This is a genomic window from Desulfofundulus australicus DSM 11792, assembly GCF_900129285.1.
Taxonomy (GTDB): domain Bacteria; phylum Bacillota; class Desulfotomaculia; order Desulfotomaculales; family Desulfovirgulaceae; genus Desulfofundulus; species Desulfofundulus australicus.
In genome coordinates this window covers 1-16,508 of record NZ_FQUW01000049.1, presented here as the reverse complement: position 1 = coordinate 16,508, position 16,508 = coordinate 1, and the positions used below count along the sequence as shown (strand labels likewise).

The 16,508-nt window shown below is 56.8% G+C and carries 19 protein-coding genes and 2 pseudogenes; all 21 read right to left on the bottom strand.

Annotated elements, in window-relative coordinates:
- Positions 1-504: 504 nt before the first annotated feature.
- On the bottom strand, positions 505-1,722 hold the full coding sequence (iscB, locus tag BUB44_RS15630) for an RNA-guided endonuclease IscB (protein ID WP_278247949.1): 1,218 nt from the start codon (positions 1,720-1,722) through the stop codon (positions 505-507).
- A 53-nt stretch (positions 1,723-1,775) separates the two neighbouring features.
- A pseudogene (locus tag BUB44_RS16025) lies at positions 1,776-2,006 on the bottom strand (RRXRR domain-containing protein); the annotation flags it as partial.
- Positions 2,007-2,336: 330 nt separating this feature from the next.
- Positions 2,337-2,681 (bottom strand): hypothetical protein, encoded by a 345-nt coding sequence (locus BUB44_RS13925; protein WP_073167405.1) that lies wholly within the window; start codon positions 2,679-2,681, stop codon positions 2,337-2,339.
- 57 nt (positions 2,682-2,738) lie between these two features.
- Positions 2,739-3,242 carry a DNA-processing protein DprA gene (locus BUB44_RS13920; RefSeq protein WP_073167402.1) on the bottom strand — a complete coding sequence of 168 codons (504 nt, stop codon included), beginning with the start codon at positions 3,240-3,242 and terminating at the stop codon, positions 2,739-2,741.
- 8 nt (positions 3,243-3,250) lie between these two features.
- Positions 3,251-3,997 carry a hypothetical protein gene (locus BUB44_RS13915; protein WP_073167398.1) on the bottom strand — a complete coding sequence of 249 codons (747 nt, stop codon included), beginning with the start codon at positions 3,995-3,997 and terminating at the stop codon, positions 3,251-3,253.
- On the bottom strand, positions 3,975-4,568 hold the full coding sequence (locus tag BUB44_RS13910) for a hypothetical protein (RefSeq protein ID WP_073167395.1): 594 nt from the start codon (positions 4,566-4,568) through the stop codon (positions 3,975-3,977). The genes BUB44_RS13915 and BUB44_RS13910 overlap by 23 nt, the downstream gene beginning before the upstream one ends.
- A gap of 14 nt (positions 4,569-4,582) precedes the next feature.
- Entirely contained in the window at positions 4,583-5,092 is a 510-nt protein-coding gene (locus BUB44_RS15620) for a DUF2997 domain-containing protein (protein WP_207545677.1), read from the bottom strand.
- 47 nt (positions 5,093-5,139) lie between these two features.
- Entirely contained in the window at positions 5,140-6,705 is a 1,566-nt protein-coding gene (locus tag BUB44_RS13900; protein WP_073167392.1) for an AAA family ATPase, read from the bottom strand.
- 14 nt (positions 6,706-6,719) lie between these two features.
- A complete protein-coding gene (locus tag BUB44_RS13895; protein ID WP_073167390.1) occupies positions 6,720-7,250 on the bottom strand; it encodes a Holliday junction resolvase RecU in 531 nt (176 codons plus the stop codon).
- Positions 7,244-8,083, bottom strand: coding sequence for a hypothetical protein (locus BUB44_RS13890; protein ID WP_131821641.1), 840 nt, complete (start codon positions 8,081-8,083; stop codon positions 7,244-7,246). The genes BUB44_RS13895 and BUB44_RS13890 overlap by 7 nt, the downstream gene beginning before the upstream one ends.
- Positions 8,067-9,533 (bottom strand): ParB N-terminal domain-containing protein, encoded by a 1,467-nt coding sequence (locus BUB44_RS13885; RefSeq protein ID WP_073167386.1) that lies wholly within the window; start codon positions 9,531-9,533, stop codon positions 8,067-8,069. The genes BUB44_RS13890 and BUB44_RS13885 overlap by 17 nt, the downstream gene beginning before the upstream one ends.
- A gap of 96 nt (positions 9,534-9,629) precedes the next feature.
- Positions 9,630-10,979, bottom strand: a complete 1,350-nt coding sequence (locus tag BUB44_RS13880; RefSeq protein WP_073167383.1) for a DNA-methyltransferase — start codon at positions 10,977-10,979, stop codon at positions 9,630-9,632.
- 40 nt (positions 10,980-11,019) lie between these two features.
- Positions 11,020-11,571 (bottom strand): hypothetical protein, encoded by a 552-nt coding sequence (locus tag BUB44_RS13875; RefSeq protein WP_073167380.1) that lies wholly within the window; start codon positions 11,569-11,571, stop codon positions 11,020-11,022.
- A gap of 225 nt (positions 11,572-11,796) precedes the next feature.
- Positions 11,797-12,078: a PC4/YdbC family ssDNA-binding protein gene (locus tag BUB44_RS13870; RefSeq protein WP_073167377.1), complete on the bottom strand. Its 282-nt coding sequence runs from the start codon at positions 12,076-12,078 to the stop codon at positions 11,797-11,799.
- Positions 12,079-12,108: 30 nt separating this feature from the next.
- Positions 12,109-12,606 (bottom strand): hypothetical protein, encoded by a 498-nt coding sequence (locus BUB44_RS13865; RefSeq protein ID WP_131821640.1) that lies wholly within the window; start codon positions 12,604-12,606, stop codon positions 12,109-12,111.
- Positions 12,603-13,805, bottom strand: a complete 1,203-nt coding sequence (locus tag BUB44_RS13860) for a homing endonuclease associated repeat-containing protein (protein ID WP_073167375.1) — start codon at positions 13,803-13,805, stop codon at positions 12,603-12,605. Before BUB44_RS13860 ends, BUB44_RS13865 begins: the two co-directional genes overlap by 4 nt.
- A gap of 24 nt (positions 13,806-13,829) precedes the next feature.
- Complete coding sequence (locus BUB44_RS15905; RefSeq protein WP_242655993.1) at positions 13,830-15,113, bottom strand: YecA family protein; 1,284 nt, start codon at positions 15,111-15,113, stop codon at positions 13,830-13,832.
- Positions 15,114-15,161: 48 nt separating this feature from the next.
- The gene (locus BUB44_RS13850) at positions 15,162-15,371 is read right to left on the bottom strand and encodes a hypothetical protein (protein ID WP_073167373.1); all 210 of its coding nucleotides are present in this window, start codon (positions 15,369-15,371) and stop codon (positions 15,162-15,164) included.
- Positions 15,372-15,390: 19 nt separating this feature from the next.
- A complete protein-coding gene (locus BUB44_RS15500; protein ID WP_165611055.1) occupies positions 15,391-15,531 on the bottom strand; it encodes a hypothetical protein in 141 nt (46 codons plus the stop codon).
- A 113-nt stretch (positions 15,532-15,644) separates the two neighbouring features.
- Positions 15,645-15,965, bottom strand: coding sequence for a hypothetical protein (locus tag BUB44_RS15235; protein ID WP_131821639.1), 321 nt, complete (start codon positions 15,963-15,965; stop codon positions 15,645-15,647).
- Between the two features lie 239 nt (positions 15,966-16,204).
- A pseudogene (locus BUB44_RS13845) lies at positions 16,205-16,508 on the bottom strand (IS200/IS605 family accessory protein TnpB-related protein); the annotation flags it as partial.

Below are 16,508 nucleotides of genomic sequence, written 5' to 3'. Positions count from 1 at the left end.
CCGCCGACCAGAAACCGGCCGGCCTGGTTTGCTGCCGTGTTCAGAGAAAAGTTGCTGGAAGCACGGGCGGAAATTCTGGCCCTTAAGAAAAAATATCCGTTTAACCGGTTTTGAGCGGTATTACCACCGGCTGCCTCTTTCGGGTAGCCGGTTTTTCTTTTTTGGGTTTTCGATGGAAATGCCAGCGGAATTTAAAAATTATTTTTATGATTACCGGTTTAAAATGAGAATTTCCTTTGTTCCACCAGTTGGTTGCCCCAATTTAATTTGAAGATTTTTCCCGAATCAATTTGAAAATCTACATTAGATCTTGCACAAAAAAGATCGACCCGGCAGGATTCTCCCTGGAAGCCTTTTTCTTCCCGGACGACTCCGGCAGGTGCATGTGTTTCGCCGCTTTCCTCGGGCCGCAGCCGCTCTCCCAGGGGAAGAACTCGCACCGCCAGCAGGAACCATAACCGGAACAGCTAGACGGCCTCTTCGTACCCATCTTCCTCATCAAATTTACACGGCGCCGGAAGCCCCGGCGTTTACGCCCGGGGAGGAAGCGCCGCTACCTCCCTTCTCTATCCGGATCTTCTCATATTGCCACCCGTCAGCACGCTGCAGGAGTCTCATATACCTGTGCGATATGCCCTGACAGACACGGTGCCCGGTGCCACCCTTGATGTCGAAGTACCCGCTGGTACGCACGGCCACCCGGCCTACCCAACGACCGGCGTACTTACCTTCGGGCACTTCAGCCACCACCAGGTCGCCGGTCATAAAGCCGAAATACATTTTCTGTCTGGCCCGGTGACTCACTGGGAAACCGTACTTGTCGGTATTGCACATCTTCCGGCTACCCCGCCCGAGGGCCGTCCAGACCTGGACGTACTCCTGTTCGATCGCAAGGTTCTCGGGCGTGCTCTCGCCCACGCAGCAGGCGTCAAAATAGTGGGTCTTGGGCAGACCCATCCTAAGACGGTTGTATTTGGTGCGCGCCCCGGTGCCGCATTCCACCGGCAGGCCAGTTTTCTTGAGCCGGTCGTACAGCACCCACCGGGTCGTGTTCATCAGTGCTGCGTCCCGCAGCGGCTCCTTGAGCTTCCTCAATATTTTGGGTAGATTTTCCGCCCGAACCTGATCAAGTTTCCGCCTGGATTGCTTTAGTTTCTCCAGCCATTCTTTCGGTTGAAGGTTACCTTTTGCCTTATTACATTCCTCGCAGGCCAGCGTCAAATTGCTGATGCGGTCGGTGCCCTTCGGCCCGCGTTTCGGATTCCGGGGTACGACGTGTTCCACTTCCAGAGGCACGCCTTCTTTGCCGCAGTAGGCGCATTTCCGCCCCCACTTCTCCAGCAGGTACTCCTTAACCTCATAACCAAAAAGTTCTCCCTGCTGGTATTCCACGCCAGATATGTCCGGGTTCTGCATCAACTGCGTGTCGAATTTGGCGTGCTCAGTGGAAATAGCCGTTATGGGCAACCATCTGGTCAACTTATCGACCATGCTTAATGTTTGGTTTACCCGGACCTCTAACGATGGTACCAGCCGTTTTTCCCGGTGACCGTTGCCAACAAAGTTCTTTGCCTTCTCACACGGACGGCAGTACCGGCTGCCGTGCCGCGCATTTTTACCGCAGGCTGCGCACTTCTCCGGGTGCCGGTTGTTGAAACGAGGTTCCCGGTAACGCGTTTTCCGGTTCCGCCGGCTGCGACGCTGGCTCCTCCGGGCGTCCAGCCGATCTTTGACACCCGGCTTGTGGTGGATTTCCCCAGCAAGATAACCTCAGATCTGTTAGGAGTATCTTCCCGGAGAACGGCGAATCCGGTTGTCCTGCTCCCCGGATCAAGTTTCAGCCGCAGCGGCTGGAACCTGCTTTCTTCCGCTGTCCGGTCTTTGAGCCGGATGGTAAACGGGGACATCCTGTGGACTACCGCCCTGCCGCGCTCCAGCAACAACCTGGCTCGCTTCTCCGTGCAGGGCATTAACGGCTTCTTGCGTTTATCCAGTACAAATACCATGAAAACCTTCCCCTTTCGGAGACCCCTTACGGGGCTTGTGACGCGCCCGGGCCGGACCCGCCCGGGCGTCTCTCCTGGCCAATGTTAAGGAGGTTTTTTGCGTGCGGCACACTGCTCGCTGACACCCCCGCTCGCTGTTTAATGCCGCACCACAGGGCCTGGAACTGGAGAAGCATCCCAGGGTGTGCTGGCCCCCTTAACGCAGCGTGGTTCAACCGCCCGATCCGCAGGCTCCCACACTGAGGCGGGTCATAGCGCTGCTCCGGAGAGCAGCTTTCCACCTAAAGTGGAGACCTGCCCGGGAGTTACCTCCCGGCCAAGCCCCCGCCTTTAGGCGTGGGGTCTATGACCATCCACCGCCAGCTCTTCTACTGCCGGGTTGTCGTCATCCGGGTATTCCTCGACAGCATTCCTTTTACTGCTGCGGGTGAATCTGTCGAACCAGGCACCGCCGCCTTCTTTTTTCTTGCGAGGCGGACCGTAAACCGACCATACTTTTTCCAAAGACTCCCGCGTGAGAGTGTACGTTCTGACGCCGCCTCTTTCTATTACGACCCCTGCTGAAACTAAACCGTCCAGATGCCCCGGTATTTCTATTTTCTGGTTCGGCAGTATTCCCCGCTCTACAAGCCAGCGCGGGAAACCTTTCTCGGATTCTCCGTACAGAACTTCCACAAAATCACCTCCAGCGAGTCCCCGGCAAAACCGGACAAAAAAAGAGCACGCGCGTGCTCAACCAGTTTCTTCTACACTTTGCCAATAGTCAAAGCCAAGATCTTTCGGTAGCACGTACAGCCGTTTGCCGAGCGCCTCCGCTATCCTCATCCCCTGACCTGTCCCCCCGGGCTTTGATATACTGCGCGGGAAGGCGATAACCAGATCCGCACTTTTGACAATCCCAAAATTGCGGGCGTGGAGCTTTACCGCCGCGGAACTGAGCCTGTCCGGTGCCGGGTGGTACTTCCTGACGCTTTCCAGCCAGTCCCTTTGGCCGCTAAAAACAATTACCCTGTTTCGGGGGTGAATTCCGCCGGCATTGTAACCCGCCCAGGGGAGGTACAGAATTACCCGCTCCGGAAACCGTTCGTTCCATGTATCGCGGGCAATGTTGTCTATCCCCAGAGCGTTGCCGGTCGCAAGATAGTAACCAGCGTCCCGGAGTTTCCGGCAAACGGCCTCGCAGAGACGGGCCATTCGGCTATTCGGTTCGCGCGTACCAATTACTGCTGCAATCACGAAAATTATCACCCCGGTATCCAGAGCTTTCGTTCTTCATACGGAGGGCCATTCCGTTTTTCCGCAGCCTTGCTCCCAGACAGCACTTCCGCGGGCCGCCCATCCGCTGGCTGCTCGACCCGGACTGCTGCCACACGTTCAGCATTTCTGTTTAATTGTGACTCCGCATCTACAAAAGATATCGCATTTCCGGTCGGCAACGCCCTGAATAATTCCTCTTCCCGCCTCCGCCTGATTTCGTCAAGGTGCTTCTGCAGATGCTCCTGTTCCTCAACCTCACGCATTTTGATTACATGCGCCAGCAACACGCCGTCCACGCTCAGTAAAGCGCCGATCACCAGGCCGGACCAGAAATTAACCGGACCGAAAGATTTTATCAGCACGGTTGCTCCCCACAGCGATCCGGGAAAAATAACTATTCGGTCGTTCCCGAAGAAAAAAACACCGAGACCGATTAAAACCAGAATCCCCTGCAGGAAAAACATCGCCTTCGTCTCAGTGATCCGGCGTTCGCCCTTAACGCCGATTTCGAACGCCAATACCAGCCCGTAGGGCAACGTAGCAGCAATCAGCAGAATAAACACGCTACTACACGAAAATATTTCACTGAAGGCAAGAAGAGAAAATGCCGCCGGGATAGACTGAACAAGCAGTTTCTGATTTTCACCTACACGCTTGTTCAGAGCTGCTGCCGCAACAACAGCAGCCGTCAAAAGACCGGCAGATACAAGGTTATTGAGTATTTGCCCGCTCAACGCGACCTCTCCTTTCTCGCAACAGCAAGGCCAGAACGGTAAACACCCACGGGCACAGTATCAACCCGAAAAAGAAATCACTGCTGGAAAAACCCGAGTACGTTACTTTGAACGCCTCGAAATACTTTCCAAATACCGTAAACTCCCTGACCAGCGTTTCCGGCAGCCAGCCGCACAGGTGACAAAACATTAGAAATACCGGCACGGAGAGCAATCCGTAACAACAATTTTTCAATACGAACGGAGATTCGTCACAAAAGGCAATAAGCCAGGCGATAAGTAACGAAGCCCCCGACACGAACACTCCTGCCAGCGGCACCGACACCGGCTGCGGCAGCGCCGCGGCGAAAAGCGGAAAAACAAACACCACGGAAAAAACAAACGCCGCAATGTTTTTCGCAAGCGCGGACGAACCGCTGAAATACCGGTCAAAAATCCAGTACACTACAATACCGCCGATCGTCCACAGTGGAAACAGGACAATTCCGTAGTGGCCATCAGCTACTCCTTTTACAACGAATCCAATTGCGAGTATAATAACACTAGCAATCGCAAGGAAAGCCCCCTCCACAACCAATAACCCCCTCATCCACACCACGAGCTACCGTAGAATACCTTCACCGGGTCAGCCGGCCGGTGATAGTCCGCGGTCAATTCCCGTTCCTGCACCACTCCAAGAGCCGACTCCAGGTCTTTCGTGACTGAGAGGCACCCTTCACCCGGTATGCCGGAAACCTCCACCTTAACCTTACCGGACGGCAGAACGGTCATTGTTACAGTACCGGTTCCGTTGAGATCGGCAAACGTCCAGATGCGCCGGCCGTTTCTCTCCTGCTGCGACACCAGCGAGTATCCCTTGTTTTTCATTTCATCCAGCGCAATCCGGTATGCGTACTCCCGGAAAACGCTTCTGGCAGGACCGTCGGCGTAGTAGTACAGCTCACCGTTGCTATCATAAAACCAGTCCGGCCCCCAGGCGAACCTGATGCGTATGCCGTTCTCCCTTCTCTCGAATCTGCACCCCATATCCCGCAGGACATCGAAAAGGACGTCCACGCGGGCGGGAACGATGTTAATGCTGGCGTAGTGACTCATGCGGCACCAGTCCTTTCGTAGCAATTTCCAAACAAACGATGCCTTCCTTAGTCGCTCAGATCAATCGAACCGCCTCCCAGTATTCTTAACAACCTCTCGCCGTACCCGGCTTTCGTCCCGGACGTTTTCTTGAAGCCGCTTTCTTCAGCCCACCGCCGCAGCCGCTCGATGTCGTCTCTTCTATTTACCGACAGTGGAATTACGTTCTTCAATGCCACTATCAGATCACCGGTGGTTACTTCCCTTCCCTCGCTGAAGGCTTCCAGCATGGCATCTTCCACGGCAGACTCGATTTCCGCGCCGGAATAACCTTCAGAAGCCGCGACCAGTGCCGGCAGATCAAATTTGCCCGGGTCCCTTCTTCTCTTCGCAAGATGGATTTTAAAAATTTCTTCCCTGGCCCGCTCGTCCGGCAGGTCAACGAAAAATATGCTGTCGAAACGGCCCCGGCGCAGCAGTTCCGGCGGCAGGGACGTTATGTCGTTGGCCGTGGCTATCACCAGCACCGGCGACGTCTTCTCCTGCAGCCACGTCAGAAAACTGCCGAATACCCTGGACGTGACGCCGGAATCAGTGCGCCCGGACGACGCCGTGCCGGACAGACCCTTTTCGGCCTCGTCCACCCACAGCACCGCCGGGGCCACGGCTTCCGCCGCCTGTATGGCCCGGCGAAGGTTGGCCTCGGTCTCGCCCACCAGCGACCCGTAGACGCGCCCGAAGTCCAGCCTGAGCAGCGGTTTCTGCCATTCACCTGCCACAGCGCGCGCCAGCAGCGACTTGCCGCACCCGGGCACGCCCAGCAGCAAACATCCTTTCGCCGGCGATATCCCGTATTCCGCCGCTTCCGGTAAAAACGTCTTGAACCGCTTGACAAACCAGTTTTTGATTTCATCCAGCCCGCCCACGTCGCTCAGTGAACGGCCCGGCTCGACAAATTCCAGTATGCCCGACCGGGCTACAGCCTGGCGCTTCTGTTCGCTTATGATTCTCGGACAGAGCCGCGGTTTGCCTTCCATCCGAATGGTACGGACGATGCTTACCGCAAAAGCGTCCTTGGCTTCGTCCACAGTCAGGCCCAGCGCGGATTCGACGGCCAGTTCTTTCTGCCTGTCGTCGATTTTGGCCGCAATCCTGGCCCTGTTTTTTTCCAGCAAACGGTCGAGCGCCTTTCTGAGCTGTTCCCTGCCGGATACGGGACAGTCGACCACGACCACTTCCCGCTCCAATTCGCCGGGTACGCTGATGTAGCGAGATACAAAGACCAGAGACGCGCCGTGTTTTTCAGCCATGACAAACGCGGTGCGCATTGCGCTCAACACCGGCGGGGACGTCAGGTAATGGTGGAAATCCAGGAACACAGCGATAGCATCTTTGGTCGTAGACGCCTTTTGCAGCGCCTGCACCGGCGCGGTGGTGTTATCTCTGTTTCCTTTGGTGATGAAAAGGTCGTCCGGGTTGATAACCTGCCGCAACCCTTCATTAGCATCCCAGACACAAAAAGGCCGGTTACCAACCTCGTGTGCAACTTCCATGATTTCTTTGACCGTGGAGGTTATGTCCTGCGCACGCACGATTATGCCGGGTTTCGAACAAAATAGATAATCCCGCAGCATCTCAAACACTCCTCTTAATGTCCGACTAGCACGTGCCGGTTACTGCTATAATCACAAGCAACAAACATCTCCATCAAACCGGCGGCACTCACCGGCGGTACACCCTTTCTCACACCCAGGGAAAACAATACTCCCTCTTCCACGCGCAGGGACTTCATCCCGGAAGCCAGCTTCTCCCGGACAAAACTGAAGGGGTAGACCGCCAGCACATCCTCCCCCCAGAAGGCAACCAGCAAAAATGCCCTGCCGCCTGCTTCTTCAAACCTCTCCATAGCCTGTATTTCTCGCTCCGGAAGCCTGCTCGCCGTCAGCGGGAACCTCTTCCCTTTCCCCACTTCCTTGCATTCCAAAACTACCGGAACACCGCGGACTGCGCCGACAAAATCCACCGGGGCACCCCTGGCGGGGAAAGCACCTCCTCTACCCCCTTTCAGGGGAACCCACCTGTTGGCCTGACTGAAAAGGACACACCCCGGAACGTTACCGGTAATCCGTTCTATCAACTCTTCCAGCGCCCGGCCCCGGTTGGCACGGCTGTTCAGCATTCCAGATCCACCTGCAGGGCAACCGGCAGCCGTTCAGAAAAGTCCAATGCCACCCGCTCGACCACCAGGCCCATGGTGCTTTCGATCTTCGGCAGCCACTTTTCGAGCAGGGCGTATTCCTCATGGGCGTGGTTAATTTCCAGGAAGCTGCGGTACGTGTGCCTCAAAAACTGCTCCAGGGTGTCGTTCAGTTCAGATTTCATCTCTTCCACGTCGTGGTTCTTCGTGCTGCGCCCGATGGCGGCACTGAGACTTTTGGCTACATGGCGGACATAAAACAATAAATCCAGATGGGACTTCGCCACAGTGCTTTTTATGGCTCCGTGCCGGTAGTTGTCTTCCAAAAGCTTGAGGCCGCAGACGGCAGCGGCCTTGTGGAACCAGTCCGGGTTGGAAAAAGATTTCTTGAACAGCAGGGCGTTGCTCTTGCCGACGTACCCCGGGTCGGTCAGCTTCTTAACCACGCACTCCATGAACAGACAAAAATTGCGGGCTATCCATACGCCGCCGTCGAAATGGTCGCGGTTCTCCAGCCGGTAGAGAGTTACCACTCCCGGCCTGACTTTACCGTCCCTTACATAGTCATTCAGCCAGGCAATCAACCTGTTCTTGCTGGCCAGACCTTCCGGAACGTCGGACATCAAGTCGGCATAGAAAATAGCGTTGCAGTGCTTGATCAGGTATACCTCGATGGCTACGTCCAGTTCGTGTGCTATCCTCTTCTGAGTTTCTGCAGCAATCAGCTTTTCCGGGGCCAGGAGCGTCAGCGTGCCGTCGGAACCCAGCGACAGGAACGATTTCCCGGGCAGTAAATCGTCAAACAACGATCTCAACGTAATCACTCCCTCTCGTCCTTTCCCTTAACGAGGCTGTCTCACGGAGTTCGCCAGCTATTTTCACCAAAAGGTCGGCACAGTCCATGATGTCCTTGTAGGCGACCGCATCTATAGACCGCCGCTCCATCTCGTAGCGCAGTTTGGTAACGTGTTTGCCGACGTCCTGCGCTATCTTTGTTACGATGTCCCGCACCCAGTAGCGGTCTTTCTGTTCGATCTGCTCCCTGGTCAGGCCGAGCAGTTCCGACTCGGCTTTTTCCTTTTCTTTTTTCAACGTCCTGATCATCTGTTTGAGTTCCTCGTAGTCTTCAGGTGCCTTCTCAATCACTTCCGGCGGGCGGGACTCCAGCTCGGCTATCTTCCGGTTGAGCCCGGCAATTTCTTCCTCCAAAACCTTTATCCGCTTTTCTTTGTCAGCCAGGTCTTTGCGGAACTGTTCCTCGACAGCCTGGTGAGCGCTGGCCAGTTTCTCTTCAATTTCTTTGACCCTGGCTTCAGCCTTTTCTTTATCCTGCTTGAGTTTTTCAGCCCTCTCGGATAACCGATTTACTTTTTCCTGGAGTTTGGCTATTTCTTCCTCTGCCGCCTCCCGTTCTTCTTTCCGGGCATTTCTTATCGCTTCTTCCAGCCGGTCCTGAATATTGGAAAGCTCCCGGCGCATATCATTCAGCTGATCTTCAGCTTCAATGGCCCGGCTCTCCATAGTCTGGACGGCGGCTCTGACTTGTTCTAACTCTTTTTCCAACCGCTCTTTTTCCTCAACCTTCCTGCGGAGGTCCTTCACTTCCGCAACGGTCATATCCGTGATTTGTTCCTTAATTTGCCGGTAAATTTCAGCCTGTGCCTCCGGGGACAGGTAGGCTATCTGTTCTGCTGCAGTAGTCCCCAGTTTGCCGGAGGAAACCAAAGCCTGAAACTCAGGAATCAGGTCGTTAAGCTTAAGCAAACGCTGAGTTGTCTTACGTTCCTCTCCAATTGCTTCAGCTATATCATCGAGTGTTTTTCCAGAATTAACTAGGACATTTTGTCCTAGTTTTTTAGTTGGTCTACCTTCCCGAATACCCCAATATTCCCTAAGAAATTTTGCCCGCCGGGCTTTCTTCATCGGGTCATTATCACTTTGCCGGCGTTCATCGTTTTCTGCAATAAGCAGATACTCAGCTTCTCTCTCGGGATCATCAGACACTATTTCCACCATCACAAAGGGCACGGCCTCCAGACCAAGCTCCAGGGCTATCTTCAGCCGCTGGTGACCGGACACCACCGTATAGTCCGGCAGTATCTTGAGCGGGTCCCGCATCCCGTTGGCCTCGATGCTCCGCTTCAGTTCCCGGTACTTCTCATCTGGCAGGTCGGAATAGTACTCCTGGTTTTTCGGGTGCGGTTTCAGCTGCCCCGGGTTTATCTCCCCTTCCATGACCACCCGGTAAATTTTCGTGCCGAACACTTATCTCCATCTCCTTCCCTTGAACCTCTCCCGAGTAAAAAATAGCTCCAAAAAGAAAAAGCCGGTTTCCCCGGCCCTCCCGCAAACCGCCAAAACCTAAAAGAACGTCAGCTGTTCCATCCCATCCCCAACCAGCACCGCCGCGGATACCTTTTCCCCGCACGCGGCTTTTACCCTAGCCTCGGCTATGCTTGCGTATTCCGGGTCGGCTTCCACACCGATACAGCGAAATCCTTCCAGGACCGCCGCCACCAGGGTCGCCCCAGAACCCGCAAAAGGGTCGAGCACAAGCCCACCGGGCGGAGTCACCAGCCGAACGAACCAGCGCATCAGCTCAAGCGGCTTCTGCGTTGGATGAACAACGACATCGTGCCTTTCCTCCCGGTGAACATCCAGCTCTTCGGGTAGGACTACCCTGCTGCATTTCCGGCACCAGCCCCAGCGCTCGTTCCGCGAAACCTTCGCACAGTAGAAGAAGCGGGAAGCGCCGCCGGAATCGCCGTAGGTATCGTGCATCGTAAGGGCAGGCATGGCGCCGCTGTAGCCGCCCAGGTTCGACCGCTCCGTTCCTGCCCGCATGAACCCGCTCTTCAGCTTGCCGCTCTGCCCGTCCAGGAGCCGCACGGGACAGCCCGGGACGCAGCTTTTAACGCAATTTTCAGCATGGCTCAACACCAGGTTCGCGGGCCAGCGGCCGTGCGGAGAGGCCGCCATCGTGCCCTCTCCCGACCAGCCCCTGTTATAAACATAGGGACCAACTTCAGAGATTTTTTTAGTGGCGCCGGGATGCCATGAGTCGTTATCCCGGTAGACAATCCTGCACCGGTCTATATTGATAGCACCCGTCCCCCACTGGAGGACGTTTTCGACAACACTTTTCTCCGCCAGCGGCTTGCGGGCCAGGACCCAGATTTCCACTGACGGCTTCAAGGCCGTACCCCACCCCTGCCACCTCGCTGCTTCTTCCGTGGCCGGAGCGGTAACCTTGAAGTCGGCTCCAGCACGCATGTCGGGGCCGCTGTAGACATTCAGAGCCGGCCGGCAGTTTGGTATCCTCCGCGCGTGATAGAGGTCCACTCCAATCACCGGCCTTTCCGCTCCCTCGAGCCTGTCTATGGCCTTAGATAGGTCCAGGTTCTTGGGGAAACCGGAGCCGAAAATGTGATAAATGCAGTCGCGTATCTCGAAACCTGCGTCTTCCACCGCGACCATCATGCGGTGGTGCATCCTGCCTATTCCCGCAGCCAGCAGGTGGGCGCCGGGTTTCAGCACGCGCAGGACTTCCGTCCAAAAGGCCGGGTCAAACGCGATCCCTGTGCGGTCCCACTCCCGGCCCATGAAGTTCAGCTCGTAGGGCGGATCGGTAACCACGGCATCAACGGAGTTTTCGGGCAGCGTTTTCAAAAACTCGCGGCAGTCGCCGCGATAGAGCTTCCATTCCCCCATGCAACAGCCCTCCCCTTAAAACAAAACGGTTTGTACCGGGTTAACTGCAATTACCCACGAGTTTCCTCGCCCCTTCCGCGGCTTCTATACGCTCCCTCAGTTCTTCCGGAACTTTCGACCCGCAGTACAGGCCACCGCAGTACACATCGAACAGCGGGCAGTTTTTGCAGGTGACCTCCTCCAGTGGTTCCACGGTGACTCTCACCAGGTATTTCGTATGGTCCGTCCGCCCGCCAAAAACACGGCGTATTTCCCCGGCCAGCAATTCCTCGAAATTACTAATGTTGGCAATAAAGCCTGCCCCGAACTGCACCAGCAGCACATCGTTGGGCCGGTGGTAGGCTGGCAGCGGTCCCAGGCCTTTCTCGGGCGTCCAGTCGTGGTAAAACGCCAGCCGCTCCAGTGCCTTCGTCCTGTTTGGGGCGCCCCAGTAACCCCGCGGCATGTGATAGTACTCCTTCCACAGCCCGAACAGTTCCCTTGCCTTCTCAGCGGCAGGTCCCGCCATGAAGTCCCGTTCCTTTTTCCGTATTTCCCTTACCAAGGAAGCCAGCTCTTCGTCCCTGCGGATGTCGGTCAGCGCATCGCTCACAAAAAACACCCCCTCGAAAAAACAAACCGGGGGTTGGTCATCCCGACCCCCGGGACGAAATACTACCCGCGGTCAGGTGAAACCGACCGCGGGGACGATATAAAATCCCTCTCTCCCGCCCTCGCCGGAATTATCGCCAGCGCCAGGTAGTACGCTCTACGCAGTGCCCGGTACGCATGTACCCCGTGCCCTGTACACCTTTACCGCTGAAAAAAGAAAGAGCAGTTAACTGCTGCTCTCGACAACTTCCAGTATTTTTTCAGCTACCTGCCGGGCCTGGTCGTAAGTTAAAAGCACTCCCTTTTTTGTATGCACAACCGATCCGTCCCTCTTCAGGACAAACACCCGCAGGTCCAGATGCGGCTCTCCGCGGTACGGGCCTTTCCGCAAGACTATCGCAGTACTGGCGCTCTTAGGTAACGCCAGCAGTTCCTCAGCATCCGCAAAAAAATTGTCGTCATCACCGTTGGCAGCCCTGGCCGCCGCAAGCTCCTGCAGTTTGCTCATGTACGTCCCCCTTCCTTCTCCCTGATCTTCCTACAGCACAACGCACCAGTCAGGCCGCAGAAACAGCACCCGTACCGAGTCAAACATGCACCGGTGCAGGAACCGCTGCACCGACAGGTACAGCTTCTCGGGGAGCTGGTGCACTTTCTGCCGGAACGCCTCTATCGCCCGGTGCCAGTCAACGAGCCCGGTTTCCGTTAGCGGAATTTCACCCAGTTGCTCGGCCAGCACGTACAGGTTCAGCGCTTCCCTCAGTCTCCTGACCGCCGAAATGCGCGACCACAGGGCGATGATCCAGAACAGATACAGCACGCCGCCCGCCCTCAACATTACGTCCCGCGGGTAATTATGCGACAGCGAGAACACTGTCCACAGCGCCGCGATGACCGACAGCACCACCAGGGGCATCAATGTCGCCCTGTACGCCCACGCACGCTCCGCAACGAGCCTTTCCACAGCTTTCTTGTGCAAAAAACATCGCCCTCCATGTATACGATTTTTTTTGAAACCACCGCATTTTACAGTCAAACCTGCGTCCCCTCCGGTACGCCAGCCCCCTCATATTCCGCAGCGGCAACATTCAGTACGTCCCCACGCGGGAAGACTGCCGCGCCCAGCACCCCGCGCCAGGACCCGAAAATCCTGACCAACACGTGGGAAGGCGGCCCTCCGGCCGCCCGGCAGTACGCATCGTATTCCCTGCGGGTGGGGACCCTGCCCAGGTCTCTCACCGCCTTTAGGACGTAGCCCGCCGCTGTATCCCTGTCGATGCCGGCCCACAGACCGCGCGGCTTCCTACCCTCCATCACGCACGCTGCGTACTTCCCGATCAAATGCTTGACCCGCCACCATGGCAGCCCCGTGCTTTCCGCTATGCTCTCGTACGTCTCGCCGGAAACAAACCGCTCCGCCAGCGACCTGGCCTCCTCCAGCCCTGGCACTTCCGGAAACCCCGCTTTCGCCGCCCTGTCCAGCCAGGTCACAACCTGCTTCTTCCGCAATCTCACTACGGACGCCCTGCTCCGTACCACGGCCCTCACGTCAGGAGGAAGCTCCCTTACCTCGCCCGCGCTGACGCACCATTTCCCGTCAGACAGCGCACGCTCCACCATCTCCTGGACCTCGCAGGCACTGGACCGTACCAGCCCGGCTGCTTCCAGCGCGCCTCTCCAGCTCCCGAAAAAGCTGGTTACGGCATTCGACTTCGGGAGCGACCGCTCCCGGGCAATCCTGTCGTACTGTTTCGCTGTGGGTACGCGGCCCAGCTCCCCCGCAGCCTCCTTCAGCGCCGACACCAGCACTTCCCGCCGTTCCCCAGGGTCGCCCGGCAGTGTGACCCTGCGCAGGGGCAGCCCCGCTTCCGCCAGGGCGGCGTTCCACGTGCCGAATACCTCTATTGCCTGGAACGCCAGGTGCCCCGCGTCCGCCGTCCTCGGTGTCCTCCCAAGCTTTTCCGCTAAACTCTTTACCCCGCGCACAATTTCCGCCGGAGAAACGTCTCTGCGGGCCCACCACCGGGAGCGAATTTCCATATATCTCCTATCAAGGAGCTCCTGTACGTCCGGAGGACCGCATACCGAGAGCTTGCGGAGGATCCTCCCCGCCGTCTCAGCACAGACCCCCAGTGCTAAACCTATCTCGGCGTTCGTAGCCCGGACGTTTTTCTGAAGTATGTCCCGGACGACCTCCTCAGCAGCCCGCAAGTCGATTTTGCTCTTGCCCACCACTACTCACCCGGCCTCCCCGGTACTCTATAACGCCCCGCAGCAGTTCTTGTATTTAAGACCACTGCCGCAGGGACACGGGTCGTTCCACCCTGTCTTTCTTTTCGGTTTTCCAAACCAGTCCCCGGGCGCGAGGAGCGCCAGCTCCCGGTTGTGTGGCCACACCCGGAACGGAAAAATAGTATCAGAGAAAACCACATCTTTCACCCCGCGGCGCGCGAGCTCACCACGGAAGGTGCTGTACAACTTCTCGAACGCCGCGGGACTGTCGACCTTTATAGGATTCAGCCAGCACGCAATATCTATCAGGTGCCGGTTCCCCGAATATATAGAAGCCCCTATAAAGTCCACCGCCGGGCTGTTCGGCCAGTGGCTGTACCCGCTGACCGCCGCCCTTAACTTCCCCGCGCCCACCGCCGCACCGAGAGGGCCACTGTAGTTGTACTCCTCCACCACACAGTCCGGCATCTCGGGGAAAACAGCCGCCGCGTTTCCCCAGGACGCGGGATCCCCCGGGTCACAGCCGTTCTCGCTGAAAAACTCCTGCGCACGCGCAGTGTCCCCCAGGACTACCCGGACCGGTATCCCGCGCTTACGCAAAAATGCCAGCGCCGTCCGCACGCCCCGCACGTACCGGGCGTACCCTTCGGCAATGTCTTCAGCAACGATCTCGTCGTGCAGCCCGCGAAATTCTTCGCCGTACCTGCCTCCCTCGAACTGCCGCATGGCTTCCCTCTTCTCGTCGAATGCGCGCTTTACGTCGGCCCTCCGGACCCACTGGGAAAAAGTAAAAAACGGTATGACTGCCGGAGCGGAAAACCGCTTCCTGCCCAGGTACCGCCCGGCTTCCCTCCACCTGTCCCACACCGCCGGGCTCGGCCACCAGCAGAGCGCACGGCCGGGATCGGGAAGCCGGTCACCAAACGTGAACCACTGCCTCTGCCGCGCACAGGGAAGGAACCTTCCACCCCACTCCGGCGGGATACAGGCTGCTACGGTCAAACCCTCCACGTCCCACACCGCCACCACCGGCGGCAGTACGTACCTGTCGCGCCTTTGAGGAAATATGTGCCAGTGCAGGGACGCGAAGTCCCGCGCCGCTTCTTCTGCCATGTCGCTCTCGTCGTCGATGACAGCGTGCAGTACCCTCCACCCCGCCTTCCCCAGCTCCGCCGCCAGCACAAACCTGACTTCCGTCCCGTTGAGGTAGTTCATTACAAGGTAAAAATCCTTCCGCTTACCGCCCCGAGGACGGCGGTAGCGCACCGTGATGCAGTCGCTGCGGGCGGCAATATCTTCCACGGTATACACCCCACTTTCTCTCCAGCGCAACGGTCTCTGGTAATACAGGGCTCAAATTCAAGCCGGGCGGTACCCCTCCCCGGCCAGCGACCTGACCCGCGCCGTGTACTCCCACCAGATCACGTCTCCCCATGGCTGTATAACGCAGGGACGGAGGAAGTATTTTCCCGCCAACTCATACCCCGATTTACGGAGCCGGGACTCCATTTCTCTCAGCGCCTGGTCTTTGTTTGCCGCGGTAAGCCTGCCCTGGATTACTTCGACCACGAAAAACCACCTCCCCAATTTACCGCCGACAGCTAAAACAGTACAGCGCCCGCCCGCTCAAAGGCACAAAAACAGTGCCGCACCTGGGGCACTTCTTCGGCCTGTACTGCTTGTTGACCGACGCCGCGCTCAACCGGCGGTTCTTGCCGCAACCGACCATCGTATTCCCCTCCTTCCTGAAGAACGCCTCGTCTGCAGAGATTACTCGCAGACCGCACTCTCCCGTGCAACCTTCTTCGCTACAATCAAAAAATTAAGCCCGGTTGTCCGGGCTTATCGTACCATTAATCTAACTAATCGCCGACACAGCAGTAAAACTGCGCACAAAACAGGAAAACCTAACATTCCGGCAAAAGTTAGGCGACAAACAAGTGCAGAACTTAATAAAATATCATAGTGAATCCATAAATATAAAAGCACACTTAGAATAAGAAACGTTAAAGTGACACTACCAGCTAAACCTGTCAGCAACACATTATCAAACTCTCCCAATTCAACTTGAATCATCACAAGCAATAGTAAAAATATAAACATACCCAAAGCTGTTGCTACAAAGACTCCAAACGGTAACCAATCCGGCAACCATGCAAACATCGTTGCTATGCACCTGGTTTTAAAAAGCTTACAATACTTAACAAAATATAAGTTTTGCAAGCCGGCCCCCGACCAGGATTTCGCCTCCTTCCAGAAATTTGATTTGCCCCCGGGGGAGCAGGGCGACAGGGGACCTCGGCCCGGGAGTCCCACCCGGATGGGAGTGGCATAAATCCTGCGCCGGAAGGGTTTCCCCCCGGCGGAGGGTTAACCCCGCCTCCCACGTCCTGTTAGGACGCCTACCGGTTTGTCCGACACCGGCTAAACGGGGTCACCGCAGGGACACGGGCAAGAAGCTTGAAGTCGTGCCAGAGAGAGTAAAACTTAATCTGTTCCCATAAAGGGAGTGCGTTGTGAACCTGCATTTTCTTCTCCAGCCGCTTCAAGCAGGCCCGGACCCAACGGGTCATCCCTCTTCCTTCCCTCGGTTTATCGGGAGTGGCCTTTTGAGCCAGGTTCTGCTTGATTCGCTCGAAAAGCTGCTTTAGTTCTCTGGTCACTTTTTCCCGGCAACCCATCGCCCGGCGGCCGATGACCAGAGCG

What these genes read in the sequence shown, in the direction of transcription:
- BUB44_RS15620 (WP_207545677.1), bottom strand. Translation starts at nt 5,092, where the DNA reads ATGAGTCACTACGCCAGCATTAACATCGTTCCCGCCCGCGTGGACGTC.
- BUB44_RS15500 (WP_165611055.1), bottom strand. Translation starts at nt 15,531, where the DNA reads ATGGTCGGTTGCGGCAAGAACCGCCGGTTGAGCGCGGCGTCGGTCAAC.
- BUB44_RS13870 (WP_073167377.1), bottom strand. Translation starts at nt 12,078, where the DNA reads ATGAGCAAACTGCAGGAGCTTGCGGCGGCCAGGGCTGCCAACGGTGAT.
- BUB44_RS15235 (WP_131821639.1), bottom strand. Translation starts at nt 15,965, where the DNA reads ATGTTTGCATGGTTGCCGGATTGGTTACCGTTTGGAGTCTTTGTAGCA.
- BUB44_RS13880 (WP_073167383.1), bottom strand. Translation starts at nt 10,979, where the DNA reads ATGGGGGAATGGAAGCTCTATCGCGGCGACTGCCGCGAGTTTTTGAAA.
- BUB44_RS13900 (WP_073167392.1), bottom strand. Translation starts at nt 6,705, where the DNA reads ATGCTGCGGGATTATCTATTTTGTTCGAAACCCGGCATAATCGTGCGT.
- BUB44_RS13895 (WP_073167390.1), bottom strand. Translation starts at nt 7,250, where the DNA reads ATGCTGAACAGCCGTGCCAACCGGGGCCGGGCGCTGGAAGAGTTGATA.